The sequence below is a fragment of the Saccharospirillum sp. genome (genome assembly GCF_039982735.1).
Classification (GTDB): domain Bacteria; phylum Pseudomonadota; class Gammaproteobacteria; order Pseudomonadales; family Natronospirillaceae; genus Saccharospirillum.
In genome coordinates this window covers 12,935-32,333 of sequence record NZ_JBDWXV010000010.1, presented here as the reverse complement: position 1 = coordinate 32,333, position 19,399 = coordinate 12,935, and the positions used below count along the sequence as shown (strand labels likewise).

13 protein-coding genes are annotated in these 19,399 nt (G+C 58.4%); 9 read left to right on the top strand and 4 right to left on the bottom strand.

Annotation, left to right across the window (positions count from 1 at the left end):
* The first annotated feature begins 6 nt into the window (after nt 1–6).
* On the top strand, nt 7–939 hold the full coding sequence (locus ABJT94_RS07035; RefSeq protein WP_127557516.1) for a stomatin-like protein: 933 nt from the start codon (nt 7–9) through the stop codon (nt 937–939).
* Nucleotides 940–1,279: 340 nt separating this feature from the next.
* On the opposite strand, the gene ABJT94_RS07030 is transcribed toward ABJT94_RS07035, so the two are convergent.
* Nucleotides 1,280–2,692 (bottom strand): deoxyguanosinetriphosphate triphosphohydrolase, encoded by a 1,413-nt coding sequence (locus ABJT94_RS07030; protein ID WP_348474522.1) that lies wholly within the window; start codon nt 2,690–2,692, stop codon nt 1,280–1,282.
* A 39-nt stretch (nt 2,693–2,731) separates the two neighbouring features.
* Here ABJT94_RS07030 and radA point away from each other — a divergent pair, with 39 nt between their 5' ends.
* Complete coding sequence (radA, locus tag ABJT94_RS07025) at nt 2,732–4,117, top strand: DNA repair protein RadA (RefSeq protein WP_348474521.1); 1,386 nt, start codon at nt 2,732–2,734, stop codon at nt 4,115–4,117.
* Between the two features lie 5 nt (nt 4,118–4,122).
* On the opposite strand, the gene ABJT94_RS07020 is transcribed toward radA, so the two are convergent.
* A complete protein-coding gene (locus ABJT94_RS07020) occupies nt 4,123–4,404 on the bottom strand; it encodes a PA4642 family protein (protein ID WP_127557513.1) in 282 nt (93 codons plus the stop codon).
* A 357-nt stretch (nt 4,405–4,761) separates the two neighbouring features.
* On the opposite strand from ABJT94_RS07020, the gene ABJT94_RS07015 reads away from it, so the two are divergent.
* Both ABJT94_RS07015 and ABJT94_RS07010 read left to right on the top strand, forming a co-directional pair.
* Nucleotides 4,762–6,501: a BamA/TamA family outer membrane protein gene (locus ABJT94_RS07015; RefSeq protein WP_348474520.1), complete on the top strand. Its 1,740-nt coding sequence runs from the start codon at nt 4,762–4,764 to the stop codon at nt 6,499–6,501.
* A complete protein-coding gene (locus tag ABJT94_RS07010; protein ID WP_348474519.1) occupies nt 6,501–11,180 on the top strand; it encodes a translocation/assembly module TamB domain-containing protein in 4,680 nt (1,559 codons plus the stop codon). The genes ABJT94_RS07015 and ABJT94_RS07010 overlap by 1 nt, the downstream gene beginning before the upstream one ends.
* A 96-nt stretch (nt 11,181–11,276) precedes the next feature.
* Here the strand turns inward: ABJT94_RS07010 and ABJT94_RS07005 are convergent, their stop codons facing one another.
* Complete coding sequence (locus tag ABJT94_RS07005) at nt 11,277–11,474, bottom strand: hypothetical protein (protein WP_348474518.1); 198 nt, start codon at nt 11,472–11,474, stop codon at nt 11,277–11,279.
* 282 nt (nt 11,475–11,756) lie between these two features.
* Here ABJT94_RS07005 and ABJT94_RS07000 point away from each other — a divergent pair, with 282 nt between their 5' ends.
* From ABJT94_RS07000 to cydB, 5 genes are all read left to right on the top strand, one after another.
* Complete coding sequence (locus ABJT94_RS07000) at nt 11,757–13,553, top strand: ABC transporter transmembrane domain-containing protein (protein WP_348474517.1); 1,797 nt, start codon at nt 11,757–11,759, stop codon at nt 13,551–13,553.
* Nucleotides 13,550–15,295, top strand: coding sequence for an ABC transporter transmembrane domain-containing protein (locus ABJT94_RS06995; RefSeq protein WP_348474516.1), 1,746 nt, complete (start codon nt 13,550–13,552; stop codon nt 15,293–15,295). Before ABJT94_RS07000 ends, ABJT94_RS06995 begins: the two co-directional genes overlap by 4 nt.
* Before the next feature lie 353 nt (nt 15,296–15,648).
* Complete coding sequence (locus tag ABJT94_RS06990; RefSeq protein WP_348474515.1) at nt 15,649–16,218, top strand: MarR family transcriptional regulator; 570 nt, start codon at nt 15,649–15,651, stop codon at nt 16,216–16,218.
* 27 nt (nt 16,219–16,245) lie between these two features.
* Entirely contained in the window at nt 16,246–17,652 is a 1,407-nt protein-coding gene (locus tag ABJT94_RS06985) for a cytochrome ubiquinol oxidase subunit I (protein ID WP_348474514.1), read from the top strand.
* Entirely contained in the window at nt 17,652–18,650 is a 999-nt protein-coding gene (cydB, locus tag ABJT94_RS06980) for a cytochrome d ubiquinol oxidase subunit II (RefSeq protein ID WP_348474513.1), read from the top strand. The genes ABJT94_RS06985 and cydB overlap by 1 nt, the downstream gene beginning before the upstream one ends.
* 8 nt (nt 18,651–18,658) lie before the next feature.
* Here the strand turns inward: cydB and ABJT94_RS06975 are convergent, their stop codons facing one another.
* The gene (locus ABJT94_RS06975; protein WP_348474512.1) at nt 18,659–19,369 is read right to left on the bottom strand and encodes a cupin domain-containing protein; all 711 of its coding nucleotides are present in this window, start codon (nt 19,367–19,369) and stop codon (nt 18,659–18,661) included.
* Nucleotides 19,370–19,399: the final 30 nt, after the last annotated feature.

The following is a 19,399-nucleotide window of genomic DNA, read 5'->3' as shown; positions in this document are numbered from 1 at the left end:
AGTAAGATGGATCTTTTTGCAGATTTTGGAACCTGGTTTGCGGGCGGTATTGCACTGGCCGTGATCATTGTTATTTTCAAGACGGCTCGGGTTGTGCCCCAAAAAAGCAACTTCGTGGTAGAGCGTCTGGGTAAGTATTCGCGCACACTGGACTCGGGCTTTCACCTGCTGATTCCATTCATCGACAAGGTGGCCTATACCCACACCCTGAAAGAAGAAGTGATCGACGTGGCGCAGCAAGCCTGTATCACCAAAGACAACATTCAGGTGGGCATCGATGGCGTTATGTACATTCAGGTCATCGACGCACACAAGGCCAGTTATGGGGTCGACAATTACCGCAACGCAGCCAGCCAGCTGGCGCAAACGACCATGCGTTCAGTGATCGGCCAGACCGATCTCGACAAAACCTTTGAAGAACGGGCCAAGATCAACGAAGAAGTCGTTCGTGCACTGGATGAAGCCGCTGCGCCCTGGGGCATCAAGGTGCTGCGCTACGAAGTCTCCGACATCGAGCTGCCCAACAGCATCAAAGATGCACTCGAACAGCAAATGCGCGCCGAACGTGAACGTCGGGCCGCCATTGCCAAATCGGAAGGCGAACGTCAGGCGATGATCAACGTCTCCGAAGGTCAGAAACAGGAAGTCATCAACCTGTCTGAAGGTGAGAAACTCAAGCAGATCAACGAAGCGGAAGGTCGCGCCGAAGAAATTCAGTTGATCGCCACCGCCACCGCCGAAGGCCTGCGCAAAATCGCCGAAGCGATTCAGACACCGGGCGGCAAAGACGCCGTCAGCCTGCGCATCGCCGAACAGTACGTCAAAGAATTCGGCAACCTCGCCAAAACCAACAACACCCTGATCCTGCCAGCCGAACTGTCCAACGTCGGCGGCGCCGTCGCCGGCCTCGCCGAAGTCCTCAAACACGGCAAAAGTTGAGTCTGTGCCGAGAGTTCGTGATGGCCACCGGGTAGGTGTATCCGGGGTCGTCGTGAATCCCTCCATGGAGACTAGGCCGCAACATCCCTGTTGCGGACTACCCCGGATACACCTACCCGGCAGCCATCACTTGATTCGGCGGTTGTTTCTACCAGACTCCTATCTTTTGCAGGAGGTCTAGGCAGCTGGAAGGAATAGCGAGGGGTGGCAGGGTTGTTCTTGCGGGGGTATCTGAGGCATGGATGCCGAAGTTAAGCCTACATGGATGTATTCACGGCGCCCCCGCCAGAGCAACCCTGCCACCCCTCGCGGACTCAAGGCGATGCAGCCAACTGGACCTCTAAACAAAATGCGGCTGCGAAGGCCCGCCGATTTGTCTGGCCAGGTAGCTGGCGTAATTGTCTGTCATGCCCGCGATGTGATCGATCAGCCGGTGGTAAATCTCATCCGGAGACCAGGTTGCTGACGGCGCTTCCATGCCCATTAAATCGAAAACCCGTTTGGCGCGGTAACTCAGTTGCTGGTAATCCTGCTTGTTGTGCAATTCGAAACCGGCGGTCATGAAAGCTTGTAACAAAGTGCTTAGCACGGCGTAGGCGCCGATTTCGGTTTCGGTTTTCTGGGTGTCGAGAAACACCTTGGTGTGGGCCAGGGCTTTGGCCTGGGCGATGCCATTGCGGATGTGATCGGGGCACTGGCTGATCAGGTCGCCTTCGAAAATACCGTTCATGATGGCCGACTGATGCCGCACGAAGGTGTCGACCACAGCATCGACCATGATGCCAATGGTTTTGCCGCGCAACGCGGCCAGTTGGCGATTGGGTGAAATGCCGTTGTCACCGTCGTCGAGGTCGAGCCCGGACCCACCCTGAATGTTCATGAACACCTTGCTGACTTCTTCGAAGTCGATGATGTGCAGTTCTACCGCGTCTTCCAGATCGATCAGGGCGTAGCAGATGTCGTCGGCCGCTTCCATCAGGTAGCTGAGCGGGTGCCGCTGGAATCGATTCGGTTCAGGGGTTTGCAGGCCGAGACTGTGAGCGAGTTTTTGCATGATCGCCAGCTCGGGTTCGAACACACTGAACTTGCCTTTTTTTGTCGCGTGTTCGGCGGTCCAGGGGTATTTGATGCTGGCGCCGAGGGTGGGGTGGGTTAAACGCAGGCCACCCCGGTTCAGGTGGTATTCTACCTGGGCGATGATGCGAAAGCCCTGGGCGTTACCTTCAAAGTGCGTCAGGTCGCGCTTGGTTGTCGCCTTGAGCGGTTCGAGCAAGTAGGCGTTTTCCGGTTGCTTGAACCAGTCCTGAATGGCGTATTCGCCGGCGTGGCCAAAGGGTGGGTTGCCGATGTCGTGCGCCAGGCAGGCGCTCTGCACAATCACGCCCAGGTCGTCGGGTTCGATCCAGTCGGGCAGTTGGCTGCGAATGCGCTCGCCGACGCGAATGCCCAGGCTGCGACCGACGCTGCCGACTTCCAGGCTGTGAATCAGACGGTTGTGAACGTGATCGTTCTTGGCCAGCGGGTGCACCTGGGTTTTACCGCCCAGTTTGCGAAAGGCGCTGGAGAAGACGATGCGATCATGGTCTTTGTGAAAGTGGCTGCGCCCCACTTCTTCAGCCCCCAATGCCTGGTGGCCGTAGCGTTCGGTGGTCAGCAGTTGTGCCCATTCCATCTGGTTATCCTGTGCGTGGTCGTTGACGGCAGATAGGGTATCATCGTCAGCCATGCAGCGCCCAACAGCTTCATCATTCATACGCGTTATCATTCATACTGTTAGCAAAGAGGCAAAGGCTTGGCCAAATCGAAAACACAATTTGTATGCTCCGAATGCGGCGCCGATTATTCCAAATGGCAGGGCCAGTGTGGTGAATGCAAGGCCTGGAATACACTGAAGGAGTTTCGTGAAGCCACCGGTGCGGCCGCGCGTCAGCCTAATTTTCAGGACGACAAGCGCACTGGCTTCAGTGGCAGTCGCAGTCAGATTCAGAAGCTCTCGGACGTCAGCCTGGAAGAGCAGGCGCGCATCCCGACTGGCATGGGTGAATTCGACCGGGTGCTGGGTGGCGGTCTGGTCGGCGGCAGTGCGGTGCTGATTGGCGGGCATCCGGGTGCGGGTAAGTCGACCCTGTTGCTACAAACCCTCTGTCATCTGGCGCGCCAGTTGCCGGTGCTATATGTCTCCGGTGAGGAGTCGGTGCAGCAGATTGCCCTACGCGCCCAGCGCTTGAATCTGCCGATGGATGCCTTGTCGATTCTGGCCGAAACCTCGGTGGCCTCCATTACCGAAACCGCTCAGGAAACCCGGCCGCGAATTCTGGTGATCGATTCCATTCAGGTCATGCATGCGCCGGATGTTGAATCGGCCCCGGGCAGTGTGTCTCAGGTGCGTGAATCGGCCGCCTGGCTGACCCGTTTTGCCAAGCAGACCGGTACCGTGCTGATTCTGGTCGGTCATGTCACCAAAGATGGCAGCCTGGCCGGGCCCAAGGTGCTGGAGCATATGATTGACGCATCTGTGATGCTCGAGAGTTCCGGCGACAGCCGTTTTCGTACCTTGCGCGCCATCAAGAACCGCTTCGGCGCCGTCAACGAGTTGGGTGTTTTCGCCATGCTCGACGTAGGTCTGAAAGAGGTGAAAAACCCGAGCTCGATCTTCTTGAATAAAAGCAGCGAGCCATCGCCCGGCTCGGTGGTGACGGTGGTTTGGGAAGGTACCCGGCCGTTGCTGATCGAACTGCAGGCGCTGGTTGATGGCACCAGCATGGGCCACCCACGGCGTATTGCAGTGGGACTCGATACCAACCGCTTGTCGATGATACTCGCCATTCTGAATCGTCACGGCGGAGTGTTTACCGGAGATCAGGATGTGTTTCTGAACGTGGTCGGTGGTGTTCGCGTCACCGAAACCAGTGCGGATCTGGCGACACTGCTGGCGGTGGTATCGAGTCTGCGCGACAAACCCCTGCCCAAAGACTGGGTGGTGTTCGGCGAATTGGGGTTGAACGGTGAATTGCGGCCGGTGCCCAATGGCCTGGAGCGGATTACCGAAGCGGCCAAGCATGGTTTTCGCAAGGCCATTATTCCGAAGGCCAATGCGCCGAAAAAGCCGATCGAGGGCATGACGGTGATCGGCGCGAATCGGCTCGATGAGGTGTTCAGTGCCTGGGCGGATGTGTAACCGCGTTAACCCTTCAGCAGCGCATCCCGGTAGGCTTGTGCCTGGGTGTGGTCTTGCAGAATGTCGGCGAGGGTCTGGCCTTCCAGATTGGTGGCATTCAGGTTGCGGCCCCGCTCCCGGAACAGGGTGACAAAGCGTTCGAAGGTCTCCTCGTTCATGCGAGTATAAGCCCGGTAAAGGCAGTGGAAATCCGGGTCTGTGCCATCATAAGTAGTGAAATTGAGGTAGTCTTCAAGGTGGGCTTCACCCCAGACTTCACCTTCTACCCGTTTTTTATCGCGTTTCATGAAAGGTCCTTGCTGGTTTGGCCAGGGAGCGCGCAGCGGTCGCAGTCTCTGGACTCGAAAACGAGTGTATTTGGCCCGGAACGCCGGTAACCGGTCCGGCTCGTCAGAGTATAAGGCATTGAAGTTTAAGGTTATAAATGATTGGCGTGAAATTACTTTTAAGAATATGGCAAGAGGGAGCCGCTATATCATCCGGCGAGAGCAGGTGCTTCAGCCGGGGTTCAGCACAGTCTGGTAGGCTGGTAGCTGTGTTTCAATGCTCAGAGCGCCGGGCGTTCTGGTTCAGGAGCTGACATTATTTTTCATCGTCGACACAACAGTCGATACCGCAGCATTCGGGCTCTGGGAGTGAGCGCGTTGCTGTCGTTTGCGGCGCTGGTACCGACTCAGGCAGCTGAACTGCCCACGGTCGCGCGCAATGATATCGAGGTGTCACCGGGTAACCGGGGCCTGCGTAACGACCTGCGCGATCAGTTACAGGGCTATCGGGACTCCTTGCGTTCGATTGGCCTGAACCCACGTGCCAGCCGTCTGGCCCAGGGCGAACGCGAGCAGATGCGCCAGGTACTGGAATCCAACGGCTACTATGAAGCCGAGATCATTCATCGGGTCATTGAGGAAGCCGGTGAGACCGAAGGCGAGGTCCAGGAGCGAGTTCAATACCGCGTTGATACCGGTCCGGAGTATCAGGTACTGACCGTTCGGGTTGAGGGCGTCGAGGTGAATTTACCCGACACCTGGCCAGTGTCCGGCGAAGGTGAGCCACTGGTCGCCGAGGCGATTCTGGCCGACCAGTCCGAACTGCAATCCATCATCGATAACGACAGCTGTTACTTCACCCTGAACGTCAGCCATGAGGTGCGCCTGCAGCCAGAGAATGACGGCGGCGAGGTTACCTACCAGGTCAGTGCGGCCGACCCCTCAACTCAGGGCAAGGTAACTTTTACTGGCCAGGAAGGGGTCGATGAGGCGTTTTTGCGTCGGCAGACAGCCCTGCGGGAGGGCGTTTGTTTTAGCCGCGCCAATATCGACCAGGCCATCATCAATCTTTATGAAACCCAGTTATTCGCCTCAGTCCGGCGGAATTTGAACCGCTCTGAGGATGGCTCGGTCGATGTCAGTTTTGAGCTGACCCAGCGCGAGCCCCGAACCCTCAGCGCCGGTATCGGCTGGGATACAGACCAGGGCATTGGCCTGAGAGCCGGCTGGGAGCACCGCAATCTGGCGGGGCGGGCGCAATGGCTTGAACTGGGCGCCGAATGGCAACGGGATCGCCAGAGCGGCAATATTCAGCTGACGCTGCCCGGTTTTCTGGACGCGCGCAACACCCTGGTGTGGAACAACACCCTTACCCACGAAACACCGGACGACGATGAGTTCTACATCGGCGAGAGCCGGGCCACCATCGACCGGCGCGCCTCGCGCAACGATACCTACCGCTACGGCGTGGCCTACCGGCGCAGTGACGAGCGGGTCGGCGATGAATGGAATACCTTCAGCCTGATCCGGATCCCGCTGGCCTATGAATACGATTCAGTCCCCAACGACTTTAACCCCCAGAAAGGGTTGCGCTACAGCGTTGGCCTTGAGCCGGTCTGGAGTCTGAACGGTTCAAGCGACCCGTTTTATGTCGGCAACCTGGGCTGGTCCAGTTTTCGCGACCTGACCGATGAGCTGGTGCTCGCCAACCGGCTGGAGTGGACATCGCTGTGGCCCTTCAACGACTCGGCCGACCTCGACCGCATACCCACCTCAGATCGCCTGCTGGGCGGTGGTGGCGGTTCCGCGCGGGGTTACCCCTACCGTTCTATTGGTCTTGACGGCGGTGATGTGGGCGGTACCCATCAATGGCAGGGCAGCCTGGAGTTGCGCGGTCAGCTGAGCGAGAACTGGGGCGCAGTCCTCTTTGGCGATGCCGTCAGCATCAGTGAAGACTGGAACCCGGCCGAACAGCCCGACTGGTACTACGGCGCCGGCTTTGGCGTGCGTTATTTTACCCGTTTTGCGCCCATTCGCTTTGACCTGGGCTTCCCCATTAACGGGCGCGACAGTGATCCGGCGTTTCAGATCTACATCAGCCTCGGGCAGTCGTTCTGATGGCGATTCGACTGCGCACCGTTGCCCGTCGCGCCTGGCTCATTGCCCTGGGCACGTTTGCTGGCCTGGTTCTGATTCTGGCCCTGAGTCTGGCGTTTCTGCTCGGCACCGAGACCGGCCGGTTAACGCTGCTGGCGCAAGCTGAGCGCTGGTTGCCGGTGTTCGTCGGCCAGACACTGCGGATCGAAAATCCACGCTGGACGACGCTGGATGAACTGAGCTTCGATCTCCTCACCTATCAAGCCGGCGAAGACGGCCTAAGCGTTGATGTCGTGGCCGGTAACCTGCAATGGCAGCCACAATACGGCTGGCAGCGCCGGGTCTGGATCGATGCACTGACGGCAGACCAGGTGCGCGTCGAGGTGCCCGGGGGCGCGGGCGCCGAACCGGAACCGGGTGCTGCGGCACCCGCCGATCCACTCGGTCAGTTACAGGCAGTCTGGAATCGCATTCCGCCGATTCAGCTGGCACAGCTGTCGATTGCCGACTTTGAACTTCAGCTGCCTGGCCGGGAGCCAGTGCGTACCGCCATTGACGCCGATGCGGAGGTCAACTGGGGCAGTTGGCCGGCGCGCCTGTCGCTGGCACTGACGGAAGGCGATAATCAGGCCGTGTCGGCATCGGTCACCGTGGATGCGGTGGATTCGCTCAGCGTCCGGGGCGATCTGAATGCCGCCGCTGACGGCTCCTGGGCAAGCTGGATTGACTGGCCGCTGGACGAACCCCTGGTCGGCGAATGGGATCTGCGCCTGAGCCAGGTCGAATCCCAGTGGCGTGCAGACATCGAAACCCTGACATTACCCTGGCGCGAACACCGCCTGGGCATCACCGGTCAGGTCAGTTACAGCCCGGCCGATTCACGCCTTTATCTGTCGCCACTGAATGCGGATATCGACGGTCAGACAGCGCGGCTCAGTGGCTACGTCGGGCCACGTCGGGCCGATCTCGACATTGAGGCCGATGCGTTGCCGCTGGCGCTGTTGAACGATGTCATCCCGGTATCCGACCTCTCTGGCACGGTGTCCGTTGCCGGCCAATTGACCGGTGGCTGGCAGCAACCCCAGTTCGACGGCAATGCACAGCTGGAGGGACGTCTGCGCGGTGATCCGCTTAGCATTCACACAGAAAGCCGCGCTACGGCCACCGGGGTCGAGATCGATTCCGCCGAAATAAGTTGGGGTGAGGCCAATGTCGAGGCCGATGGACAGGTGCAGTGGGCGTCCCGGGAGCTGGATCTGACACTGGCCTGGGAAAATCTCGATCAAAGCCGCTGGCAGCCCTGGGTAGCTGCCTGGCCGGAGGCTCTGACCCTGAATACCGGGGGCGAGGGCCGCCTGACAGGCACGTTCGACGACCCGCAGTTCAGTGGGCGTATCGAAACCGCGGGGAGCTACCAGCAGGAGCCTTTCGAATTATCAACCGACCTGAGCGCCAGCCGGGAACAGCTTGAACTGAGCGGTACCCGCCTGGCCACCGAGGCGGGCGACATCAACGCTCAGGGCCAGCTGCAGCTGGATACCCTGGCGTTGGATGCGACGACCGAACTGCTCGATATCCGCTCCAGCTGGTTGCAAGTGGCCGGTGTTGATCTGCCCGTTGAACAGGACTGGGGAGTCAGCGGCCAACTGCAATGGAGCGGTACCGCGACCGACCCGGTCGCCAGCGGCGACCTGAACCTGGAAGGCCGGTGGCAAAACCAGACACTGGCAGCCGCGTTGCAGTTAGAGCGCTTCGACCTGACCCGGGTGCAACTCGGTCAGAGCCGGATACAACTGGCCGACACCGATACAGAACTGGCCGGGGAGATTAACTGGCAGCAGCAATCACTGGATTTGAACGCCCGGGTCGGCGCCTTGCGCCTGGCGACCCTTCGCCCCTTTTTGCCGGCCTTGCCCGACCAGCTTGCTGACCTCACCGGCAACACCACTGGTGAGGTTCAGGTATCGGGCGCCTGGCTGGAGCCGGCGGTAACGGCGGATCTGGTGTTCGAGGGTCGCTGGCTCGACCAGCCGGTCCGTGCAGCGGCCGATATATCCGCACAGAACCGTGAGCGCTGGCAGATTCGACAGGCCAGTCTCGACTGGTCGGAACTCGGTGTGTCTTTTACCGGTGAGCTGCAACCCTTTGCCCGCCAGATTGACGGTGACTATGCCATCAGCGATCTAACGCTCGACGATGTTCGCCGCCTGCCTTTTTCCCTGCCTGAAACCCTAGCCCCATTGACCGGCCGTGCCGGGGCAGAAGGCCGCATCGAAGGCGATTTAACCGCACCAAGGGTTACCGCCGAGCTTAACTTCGACGGCGAGTTCGAGGCTACTGCGCTGACGTTAACGGCCTCGGTCACTGAGTTGACGCCCGAGCAGCTGACACTTGCTTCGCTGGGGCTGCAATCGGGTAACAGCGAATTAACGGCCTCCGGTGTGATTGAGCTGTCGCCACTGAGGTTCGATATCGAGACCGAGCTGACCAACCTCGGCTGGGACCAGATAACGCCCTGGCTGCCCGAGAGTGACGGCCTGTCGCTGGAATCCCTGAGCGGCGAGAGCTCTGCTCGCGTCAGCGTACAAGGCAGCTGGCCGAGCCTCGCCATTGAAGGTCAGGTTCAGTCCCGCGGTCAGTATCTGGGTGATGACTACGACCTCGACTGGCAGGGCAGCGGTACCCTGGGCGACCGGCTCATGCATCAGGCCGAGGTAACCTGGGGCGCGGCCTTGCTGCAACTGGACCTGGAAAACCAGGGCGATCAGATTGAAGGCGATGCCCGTTTGTCGAGGGTGTCGTTGCAACGGCTGCGAGTCCTGGGGTTGCCCCTCAACGACGAACTCAATGGTGAAATTAACGGGCAGGCGAGTATTACAGGCGCCATGACCGACCCTGAAGTCGATGTCGAATTGAACGCCGGCGGTGAGTGGGCCGGATTTATGGTGAACGGCAGTGGCAACGATCGCTGGAAGCTAAATCTGGTGGCCGCCGGCAGAATGGATGACTGGCAGATCACCACCGCCTATGCAGACCTTGGCCCGGGCGGTGAGGTTCGGGTGAGTGGCAAGGGCACGCGTCGTTCAGTCGACTTGCAGGCGGAGCTGTCAGTGCCAGAAACCGAGCGTTGGCTGGGCAGCAACAGCACCTGGGCTGGCAGCATCGAGGGCGTCTTGCAGGTGTCGGGAACCCCCGATGAGCCAGCGGTGTCCGCCGTCCTGGAATGGGCATCGAACCGGTGGCCACTGGACGTGCAAGTAGACGTGTCAACCGACTCGGGTCGCCACCACCTGCAGGCACGGGTTCGTGAATCACAAGTGCAGCGCCTACTGCTCGATTTGAGTACTGAGCAAACCGCACTGGCTGACTGGGCAGGCCCTCTTTACCAGAGACCCTTTACCGCCGAAGCCGAGCTGGCCTTGAATGCCACCGTGCTGGAACCGCTGCTGCGCAACCGGCCCGATCAGGATTTCACCGGTAATGTAGATGGCCAGTTGTCGGTCTCGGGCACACTGGAACGTCCGGAATGGGTGGGCAGCATTCAACTCAGCAATGGCCGCTATGAAAACGCAGCGAGTGGCGCCGTGCTGGCCGACATGAGTGCCGAGCTCACGGCCAGTAATCGCACGCTGCAGTTCAATATGAACGCCAACGATACCAACGGCGGCGACGTCACCCTGGGCGGTGATGTGAACTGGCCGGAAAATCGTGACGTCTGGTGGATGCCGGAACTGGATCTGGAATTCGACGCCAACAACGCGCGCCTGGTGCGCCGTGCCGATGTTGATGCCACCATCGACGGTGCCATTACCGTCACCGGCCCCTGGCGTGATTTGCGCATCGAAGGCTTGCTCGATGTCTCTCCGCTGATTATTCAACTCAATTCACTGCTGCAGAGTGGCGCTCCAACGCTGAATGTCATTCGCGATGCCGAACAGGAAGCCGCCGAGGAAGAAGCGCGGCAACGCAGTGCCTTCGCGCCAGACGGGCAATGGGAAGTTCGGCTTCGGGCCCAGCGCCGTGCGCAAATATACGGACAGGGCCTGGCGGCGGAACTGTCGGGTGAACTCGACATTACCGATGACCTGGCAAACCCGCAGATAGGCGGGCGCTTTCAGGTTATTCGCGGTACCTACACCGCATTCGGGAAAAACTTCGAGATTGAGCGTGGCAACATTCAAGTGCAGGGCAGTCAGTTGCTGCTGGATATTCTCGCCGTTTATGAAGGGCCCGACCTCACCGTCAACCTGAACATTCAGGGCACGCAAAGTCAGCTAAGCCTGAACCTGACATCAACCCCGTCGTTGTCGAATGATGAATTACTGGCGCGTTTACTCTTTGGCCGCAGTATTGCTGAAATGTCAGCCTTGCAAGCGGTGCAACTGGCGGCAGCACTGAACAGTCTGCGCAACCCCGGCAGTGGGCTTGATGTCTTTGGCACCACCCGCGATCTGCTCGGCCTCGATGCGCTGACACTCGACAGTGGCACCAACGAGGAAGGTGAATCGGGTGTGAATGTGCAAGCGGGCAAGTATCTTAGCGATCGCATTTATCTGGAAGTGGAATCGGGAGTGGGGGCTGAACAGGGTCTGGAAGGCAGCTTGCAATTTCAACTAACACCTCGCATCAACGCTGAACTCTATACCCGCGGCCAATTTGGTGCCGGTGGCGTTGAATTGAACTGGAAAAACGATTACTGATGGCGAGGTTGTTGTCAGGGTTATTCAGAGGTTCCTGAATAAATTCAGGCATAAAAAAGGCGGCCAATTGGCCGCCGAACTCACACTAGAAACCAGTTAATCTTCAATTTCGTCTTCAGCTTCTTCGATGGAATCGCCGATCGCGTCGCCACCTTCTTCCAGTGCATCGCCTGCATTGTCGGCAGCTTCTTCAACGGCATCGGCTGCCTGTTCACCTTCGCTTGGTTCATCGCAAGCGGCAAGACCCATTGCAAACATCAGGGCCAGTAACGTCGTTAAGATTGGGTTTTTCATAAACACTCCAGTTTTACATTGATGAATCGATAACCTGCTAGCAACTTGAGGGCCCGATTGCAAAACCCAAGGGATGTTCGCTAATACACAGCTACGGATACCCGAGGCTGCGACAGAGTGCACAGTTTTACGCCACGCGATTGAACGGATGGATCTGTTTGACGAAAAATTATCGGCTTTATCATTGTAGGGGTACAAACCGCTGACCCTTGTCCGGCGGGCGTCACAGAATCAGAACGTGAGGGGTGTATTAAATAGTGCTTCCGGCAGTAGCGAAAACCGTTGGTTTTGCCTATTCTGGCCCGCCTGCCTAACCCGGTTATTGAGGTTACTGTGTCGGTTTTCTGGAAATTACGCTGGTTTTTCAAAGTCGAATGGCGCCGTTACTGCATTGCAGTGAGCGCACTGGTCATCGTCGGCTTTGCGGTTTTGATTCCCCCCTGGATCACCGGCCGGGTGGTTGATGGCATTGCCGAAGGGACACTCACACTGAATCAGCTCTGGCTGAATGTCGGTATTGTGCTGGGCGTTGCCGTCGTCAGTTATGTGATGCGTGTCATTTGGCGGGTGTCGTTGTTCGGTGCCAGTTATGCACTCTCGAACCGACTGCGTCGCGATATCTACCGGCACCTGACTCGCCAGTCCTCGTCTTTTTTCCAGAAACACAATACCGGCGATTTAATGGCGCGTGCCACCAATGATATTCAGGCGGTGGAAATGACGGCCGGTGAAGCCGTACTTGCTTTGTTTGATGGCGCATTGACCGGCATATTGGTATTAACCGTGATGACCACTCAAATCAGCTGGCAACTCACGCTCATTGCGCTGGTGCCCTGGCCCATTGTCGGCTTTTTCATGTGGCGTTTCGGTCAGGAATTGCATGCCTCCTTCCGGCTGGCTCAAGCCCGTTTCAGCGACTTGAACGACAAGGTCCAGGAAAGCATTTCCGGCATCCGGCTGATTCGTGCCTTCGGTCGCGAAAACGTCGAAGACGCTCAGTTCAACGCCATTGCCCGCGAAGCCAATGCCGCTAACCTCGCGGTAGCGCGCACTGACAGCAAATACGACCCGGCCATTTCACTGGCTGTTGGCATGTCATTTTTTCTGAGCGTAGCCGGCGGTGCCTGGTTCATTGTGAACGACCAGTTAACCCTGGGGCAGCTGACCAGTTTTACGCTGTATCTGGGCTTTATGATCTGGCCCATGTTCGCCGTCGGCTGGATGCTGAATTTGGTGGAGCGCGGCCAGGCGGCCTATGAACGCATCGATGAACTGATGCACACCGAACCGGACATCAAAGACAACGGCACCTTCACCGGCGATGCCGATGCCGCCATTAACATGACCATTCACGCGTTTCAGCACACACCTGAACAGGCGCCGGTATTACAGGACCTGTCACTATCGGTTCAAGCCGGTGAGCTGATCGGCATTGTCGGCCCAACCGGTGCTGGCAAATCAACGCTGTTGGATTTACTGGCCCGTCTGCAGGAGGGGGAGGGCGCAGATGTACAATTGGGGGGCCGGCCGGTCGCCGACTTCACACTCGACAACTTGCGCCGGCATCTGTCGGTCGTGCCGCAAACGCCGTTTTTGTTTACCGCCACCGTGGCGGAAAACATTGCGCTGGGTCAGCCGGATGCAAACCGCGATGCGATCGAAGCAGCGGCCCGCATTGCCCAGATTCATGAAGACATTCTGCGCTTTAGCGACGGCTATGAAACGCTTGTGGGTGAGCGTGGCGTAACGCTCTCTGGCGGTCAGAAGCAACGCGTTGCCATTGCCCGGGCCCTATTGACCGACGCCCCGGTACTGGTGCTCGACGATGCGCTCTCTGCTGTTGATGTGCGCACCGAGCAGGGCATTCTCTCGCACCTGAAAGCTGCCCGCTCCGGACGCACAACGCTGATCAGCTGCCACCGGTTAACCGCCATCGAAGAAGCCGACCAGATACTAGTGTTGGACCAGGGGCGTTGCATCGAACGCGGTACGCATCAGGAACTGCTGGCACTGGGGGGCTGGTATCAGCGCACCTTTGCCTACCAGCAACTGGAACAAGTCGTGGAGGCCGGCCAATGAGAGGTACCTTTACCCGCTTGTTGCGCTACGGTCTGGCGTACCGGCCCATGCTGATTCAGGCCGTGCTGTTGCTCACCCTGGCAACCGCCGGTAACGTGCTCGGCCCCTACCTGATTAAGGTGTTTATCGACAGCTTCCTGACACCGGGTTACTGGGCGGTAACACCGCTGGTGGGTCTGGTGCTGGCGTACCTGACCGCACAACTGATTTCCGCGGTGTGCTTCTTCCAGCAGGCCATTCGCTTTAACCGCATTGCGCTGAACGTGGTGCAGACCATTCGCGAGCAGGTGTTCGCCAAAGTAATGCGCCTGCCACTCGCGTTTTTTGACCACACCCCGACCGGCAGCCTGATCAGCCGCATCACCAACGACACCGAAGCGATCAAAGACTTGTACGTCAACGTCATTTCCGTGGTGATTCAAAACAGCATCCGCATGACCGGCATTCTGATTGCGATGGCCTTTCTGAACCTGAAATTGATGCTGATTTGTGTGGTTCTGGTGCCAACGGTGATCAGCATCATGCTGATTTACCAGAAGCTCTCTACGCCGGTGTTCCAGCAAGTGCGTACCCTGCTCAGCGACATTAACGCGCGCATGAACGAAGGCATTCAGGGCATGTCGGTGATTCAGCTGATGAATCAGCAAGGCCGTTTCAGCCGCGCCTTTGAAACCACCAGCACCGACCACTACAAGGCCAAGATCCGCAATGTAATGATCGACGGCCTGATGCTGCGCGCCCTGGTCGACCTGGTTTACATGGCCTTGCTCGCTGGCTTGCTGTTCGCCTTCGGCTGGGATTTCCTCAGCCCCGCCGGGGCGATTCAGGTGGGCGTTATCTACGCCTTTTTGAATTACCTGGGCAATCTGACCGAGCCGGTCATCGACATGATCTCGCGGCTGAACATGTTTCAGCAGGCGCTGGTATCGGCCGACCGTGTGTTTAAACTGCTCGACGAATCGACGGTTCCAGTGCCAACCCATCCGGAAAGCCCGCGCGATGCGTCGGTTAAATTCGAGATCGAGGCTTTCAGTTACGATGGCCGCAGCACGGTGCTAACCGATGTTAACCTCACCATCGAACCCGGCCAGTTTGTCGGCATCGTCGGCCACACCGGCTCCGGCAAGAGCACGCTGATGTCGTTGCTGATGGGCTTCTACCCGGTTGAACTCGGCACCGTGCGCGTCGGCGAAATCCCGCTCGACCGTATCGACCCGGCCGAGCGCAGCCGGCGCATGGGCCTGGTGCAGCAAGACCCGTTCATCTTCATGGGCACCATTGCCGACAACATTCGCCTGGAATGGGACCTAACCGATGCGGAAGTAGAGCAGGCTGCCCGTCAGGCTCAATTGCACGACGCCATCCTGCGCATGCCAAAGGGTTACCAGACCGTACTGACCGAACGCGGTGGCAACCTCAGCAACGGCCAGCGCCAACTGCTCAGCCTGGCCAGAACCCTGGCGCGCAAGCCGGACATTCTGATTCTCGATGAAGCCACCGCCAACATCGACAGCCACACCGAAGCGTTGATTCAGCAGTCGCTGATGGCGCTGCGTGGCCACATCACCATCATCGCCATCGCTCACCGCCTGAGCACCGTCATGGAAGCCGACCAGATCGTCGTGCTCCACCAGGGCCACATCCAGCAACAGGGCCACCACAAGGCGCTGATGGCCGAAGAAGGCCTCTATCGCCACATGTATGAGTTACAGCAGCAGAAGGACCCTGTTGTTTCTGCTTAGGTGCCAGGGCCTTTGAATTTGGTTCTATTTGAATCGGCACGGAGAAGCTTCGGGCTGCCGGGTATGCTCATTGGAGGCCGTCAGACCGCAGGACGCGGGCTGTCGAGCCTACATGGATGTATTTACGGCGTGCCTCCAATGAGCATACCCGGCAGCCCCTCTGGCTACCATCGGGCGTGGACAAAGCTGGCCATGGCTAAAGACCCAGCACATCCAGCCACCTTTACGTCCCTGCCCCCTGAAAATTCTTGCATCTTGCACAGATCTTTCTAAACTTTCAGAAAATACTGAAACTTCAATAATTTGATGATCTGCATCATGGGTGTGGGATCGGGGTTCTGATAGAGGGCGCGATGAAGCTGACCACTGAACTGGAAAACATGATTCTGCACTTTGGCGAAATGGGCAGTCGCTGGGGTTTTAACCGCACCGTAGGGCAGATGCTGGCGTTGCTGGTGTTCAGCGACGAACCCCTGTCGGCCGATGATATTGCCGCTTCGCTGAGCATTTCACGCGGTAACGTCAGCATGGCGTTGAAGGAACTGCATTCCTGGCGGCTGATTCGAACGCACCGTGAGCCGGGCGACCGCAAAGACTACTTTTTGGCCAACGGCACCATCTGGGAGCTGTCGCAACAGGTACTGGAAGAACGCAAAAAACGGGAAGTCGACCCAACCCTGTCCATGCTGCGCAGCCAACTGATGGCCAGCGAACAGGATGAAATGCCGCAACACGCCCGCCAGCAGATGCAGGAAATTCATGATCTGCTGGAACTCTTTAACCACTGGTTTGATGACATGCAACACATGAAACCCGAACACCTGCAGGCGCTGATGCGGTTGGGCTCCGGCGTGGGCAAGGTGCTCGAAATGACCGATCGGTTGCGACCGAAAACAAAAAAGAAAGCCATCGGCAATGACTGACTATTCAATGTTTTGTCTGGAGGAATTATGGAGTCACAACTCGCCGATGTATTGATGTTGTCGCGCATTCAGTTCGCCGCCAACATCAGCTTTCACATTCTATTCCCGACCATCACCATCGCACTGGCCTGGTTTCTGGTTTACTTCAAAGTACGGCATGAAATCAGCGGGCATCCGGTGTGGATGCGGATCTATCGGTTCTGGGTGAAGGTGTTTGCGCTGAGCTTTGCACTGGGTGTCGTCAGCGGCATTACCATGAGCTTTCAGTTCGGCACCAACTGGCCGGGTTTTATGGAAACCGTGGGTAACATTGCCGGGCCGTTGCTTGGCTATGAAGTGCTGACCGCGTTTTTTATGGAAGCGACCTTCCTCGGCATCATGTTGTTCGGTAGCCAGCGAGTGCCGAGCTGGGTGCACACACTGTCGACCTTTCTGGTGGCCATTGGCACCTCTCTGTCTGCCTTCTGGATCATCGCGCTGAACAGCTGGATGCACACACCGGATGGGTTTGAGATGATCAACGGCGTGGCCCATCCCGTTAGCTGGTGGGACATCATTTTCAACGCCTCGATGCCTTACCGGCTGACGCATATGATGATCGCCTCTGGCCTGACCGCGGCGTTTCTGATTGCCGGCCTGTCGGCCTACCGTCTGTTGAAAGGCGATACCAAACTGGCACCGCGTAAGGCGATGAGTGCTGGCATCGTTGTGGCGGCTCTGTTGATTCCGGTGCAGATATTTGTCGGTGACTTGCATGGTCTGAACACCTTTGAACACCAGCCGCAAAAAGTGGCTGCCATGGAAGGCGTATGGGAAACCGAGCGCGGTGCTCCGTTGCTGCTGTTTGCCTGGCCCGATGAAGAAACCCGTTCCAACGCCTTTGAAGTCGGTGTGCCCGGGCTGGCCAGTTTTATTCTGACCCACGATATGAACGGCGAAATTCGCGGGCTGAATGAATTTGAAGAAGAAGGTCATCCGCCGGTAAAACCCCTGTTTTTCGGGTTTCGCATCATGGTGGGTCTGGGGCTGTTAATGCTCGCGGTCAGTTGGCTTGGCAGCTGGTTCTTGTGGCGCCGGGGCGCGGTGCCGGTGTGGATGCAACGCACCCTGGTCGGCATGACGTTCTCGGGTTGGCTGGCGACTCTGGCGGGCTGGTACGTGACAGAGATAGGCCGGCAGCCCTGGCTGGTATCCGGTGTATTGCGAACCTCCGAAGCGGTAACGACCGTACCCGGTGCTCAGGTGGGGTTGTCACTGACGCTGTATCTGCTGCTCTACGCCGTCTTGCTGTTTGCCTACCTGCAGACCCTGTTTTACATGGCGCGCAAATCGGTTGAAGTCGAAGAGTTTGAACGCGACGCCGATGTTGATCTCGATGAGCTGCAAGCTCGCGCTGCCGCCGAACCCACTGCCAACCCCCAGGAGGCACGCTGATGAGCATCACCGAGTGGCTACCTGAAATTTTTCTCGTCCTGATGGGCCTGGCGGTGCTGATCTACGCCGTGCTCGATGGCTTCGACCTCGGCGTTGGTCTGCTGCTGCCAATGGATAACGAACCCCAGCGCAGCCAGATGATTGCCTCCATAGGCCCGTTCTGGGATGCCAACGAAACCTGGCTGGTGCTGGCCGTGGGCATTTTATTGATCGCCTTTCCCGAAGCCCACAGCCTGGTGTTGCGTGAACTGTATTTGCCCGCCGCCTTCTTGCTGATTGGGCTTATTCTGCGGGGCGTCTCCTTCGACTTCCGCGCCAAGGCCGTTACCGGCCATCGCCGCCAGTGGGATCACGCCTTCAAGGCGGGCTCGCTGATCACCTCACTAACACTCGGCTACATGCTGGGCCGATATGTGCTGGCGTTTCAGACCGGCTGGGTGGCGCAGGGGTTTGCCGTGCTCAGCGGCATCTGCGTCAGCGCGGCATTCGCTTATATTGGCGGTGCCTGGCTGGTGATGAAAGCGGAAGGGGAGTTGCAGATTCGGGCGGCCTACTGGTCGCGTCGTGCTGGCTGGTTTGCTGCCTTGGGCATAGCCGCCATCAGCGTCATGAACCCTCTGGTCAGCGCCGATGTGGCCGAACGCTGGCTCAGCATGCCGGCCGTATTTTTACTGATACCGATTCCGCTGGTGTGCCTGATTCTGGTGGTGCTGGTCGATCAGTACCTGAAGCAGGTGCCCACGCGAGACGATGTGGGTTGCTGGTTTCCATTTGTTGCCGCAGCGCTGCTGTTTTTGCTGAACTTTCTGGGCCTCGCGTACAGCTTTTTCCCTTACGTGGTACCCGGCAAACTCACGGCGGCAGAAGCGGCCAGTGCGACTGCCTCGCTACAGTTCATTGGCGTAGGCGTTGCCATTGTACTGCCGCTGATTCTGGCCTACACGGCGTTTGCCTATCGGGTGTTCTGGGGTAAGTCGACCGAACTCAAATATTATTGAGGGTCGGCTTACTGACCCAGGTGCCCGGTCTTGACCCAGGCTTCGGCACCCGCCGCCAGTTCCACGGTCGATATAGAGGTCGCCGGCAACCGAATCCAGGTGCCGGCACCCCAGGGGCGCCCTGCGTAGTCGCAGGCACCGCTCAGCAACAGCAACTCGATGCCACCGGGGTGATCTTCTGCGGTCAGTTTCAGGTTGTCTTGCGCACGCAACCAATGCACCTGTTCGTAGTCGTTAAACAGAATGGTGGATTCCGTTGACTGGCTCGGACTGACCACAAGGTGATTCCGATCATCCGGCCGGAACTGCTGCAGCTTCACCAGAATCAGACAGCCAGGCTGGCTGTGTGGTTTGTGCTGTGACCCGGGCGGGTTGCGCACATAGGTACCAGCCGGGTAATCCCCGCTCTCATCAGAGAACACCCCCGCCAATACCAGAAATTCCTCACCCAGCGGGTGCTCATGCCCTGCAAACTGGCTGTCTGGTTCATAGGCTACCAGGCTGGTGGCCCGTGTCGTCTGTTCGCCACCGTTGCGTTCCAGCAATATTCGCTGAACCCCCGGAGCCGGGGAAGGCACCCACTGGGCTTTTTCGGTATTGATGATGGCCGGTTGGGTAAGGTCTGCGTTTAGGGCAGTTACAGGCAGGTCGTCAGCGTTCTGAGTAAGATTGGGGCGGGTTTCATAGAGCCGCCGCCAGAAGGGATCCAAAGCGTTCATTAACCAGTCCGTGCAAGCATGTATACATCA

What these genes read in the sequence shown, in the direction of transcription:
- ABJT94_RS07035 (WP_127557516.1), top strand. Translation starts at nt 7, where the DNA reads ATGGATCTTTTTGCAGATTTTGGAACCTGGTTTGCGGGCGGTATTGCA.
- ABJT94_RS07030 (WP_348474522.1), bottom strand. Translation starts at nt 2,692, where the DNA reads ATGAATGATGAAGCTGTTGGGCGCTGCATGGCTGACGATGATACCCTA.
- ABJT94_RS07020 (WP_127557513.1), bottom strand. Translation starts at nt 4,404, where the DNA reads ATGAAACGCGATAAAAAACGGGTAGAAGGTGAAGTCTGGGGTGAAGCC.
- ABJT94_RS07010 (WP_348474519.1), top strand. Translation starts at nt 6,501, where the DNA reads ATGGCGATTCGACTGCGCACCGTTGCCCGTCGCGCCTGGCTCATTGCC.
- ABJT94_RS07005 (WP_348474518.1), bottom strand. Translation starts at nt 11,474, where the DNA reads ATGAAAAACCCAATCTTAACGACGTTACTGGCCCTGATGTTTGCAATG.
- ABJT94_RS06995 (WP_348474516.1), top strand. Translation starts at nt 13,550, where the DNA reads ATGAGAGGTACCTTTACCCGCTTGTTGCGCTACGGTCTGGCGTACCGG.
- ABJT94_RS06990 (WP_348474515.1), top strand. Translation starts at nt 15,649, where the DNA reads ATGAAGCTGACCACTGAACTGGAAAACATGATTCTGCACTTTGGCGAA.
- ABJT94_RS06985 (WP_348474514.1), top strand. Translation starts at nt 16,246, where the DNA reads ATGGAGTCACAACTCGCCGATGTATTGATGTTGTCGCGCATTCAGTTC.
- cydB (WP_348474513.1), top strand. Translation starts at nt 17,652, where the DNA reads ATGAGCATCACCGAGTGGCTACCTGAAATTTTTCTCGTCCTGATGGGC.
- ABJT94_RS06975 (WP_348474512.1), bottom strand. Translation starts at nt 19,369, where the DNA reads ATGAACGCTTTGGATCCCTTCTGGCGGCGGCTCTATGAAACCCGCCCC.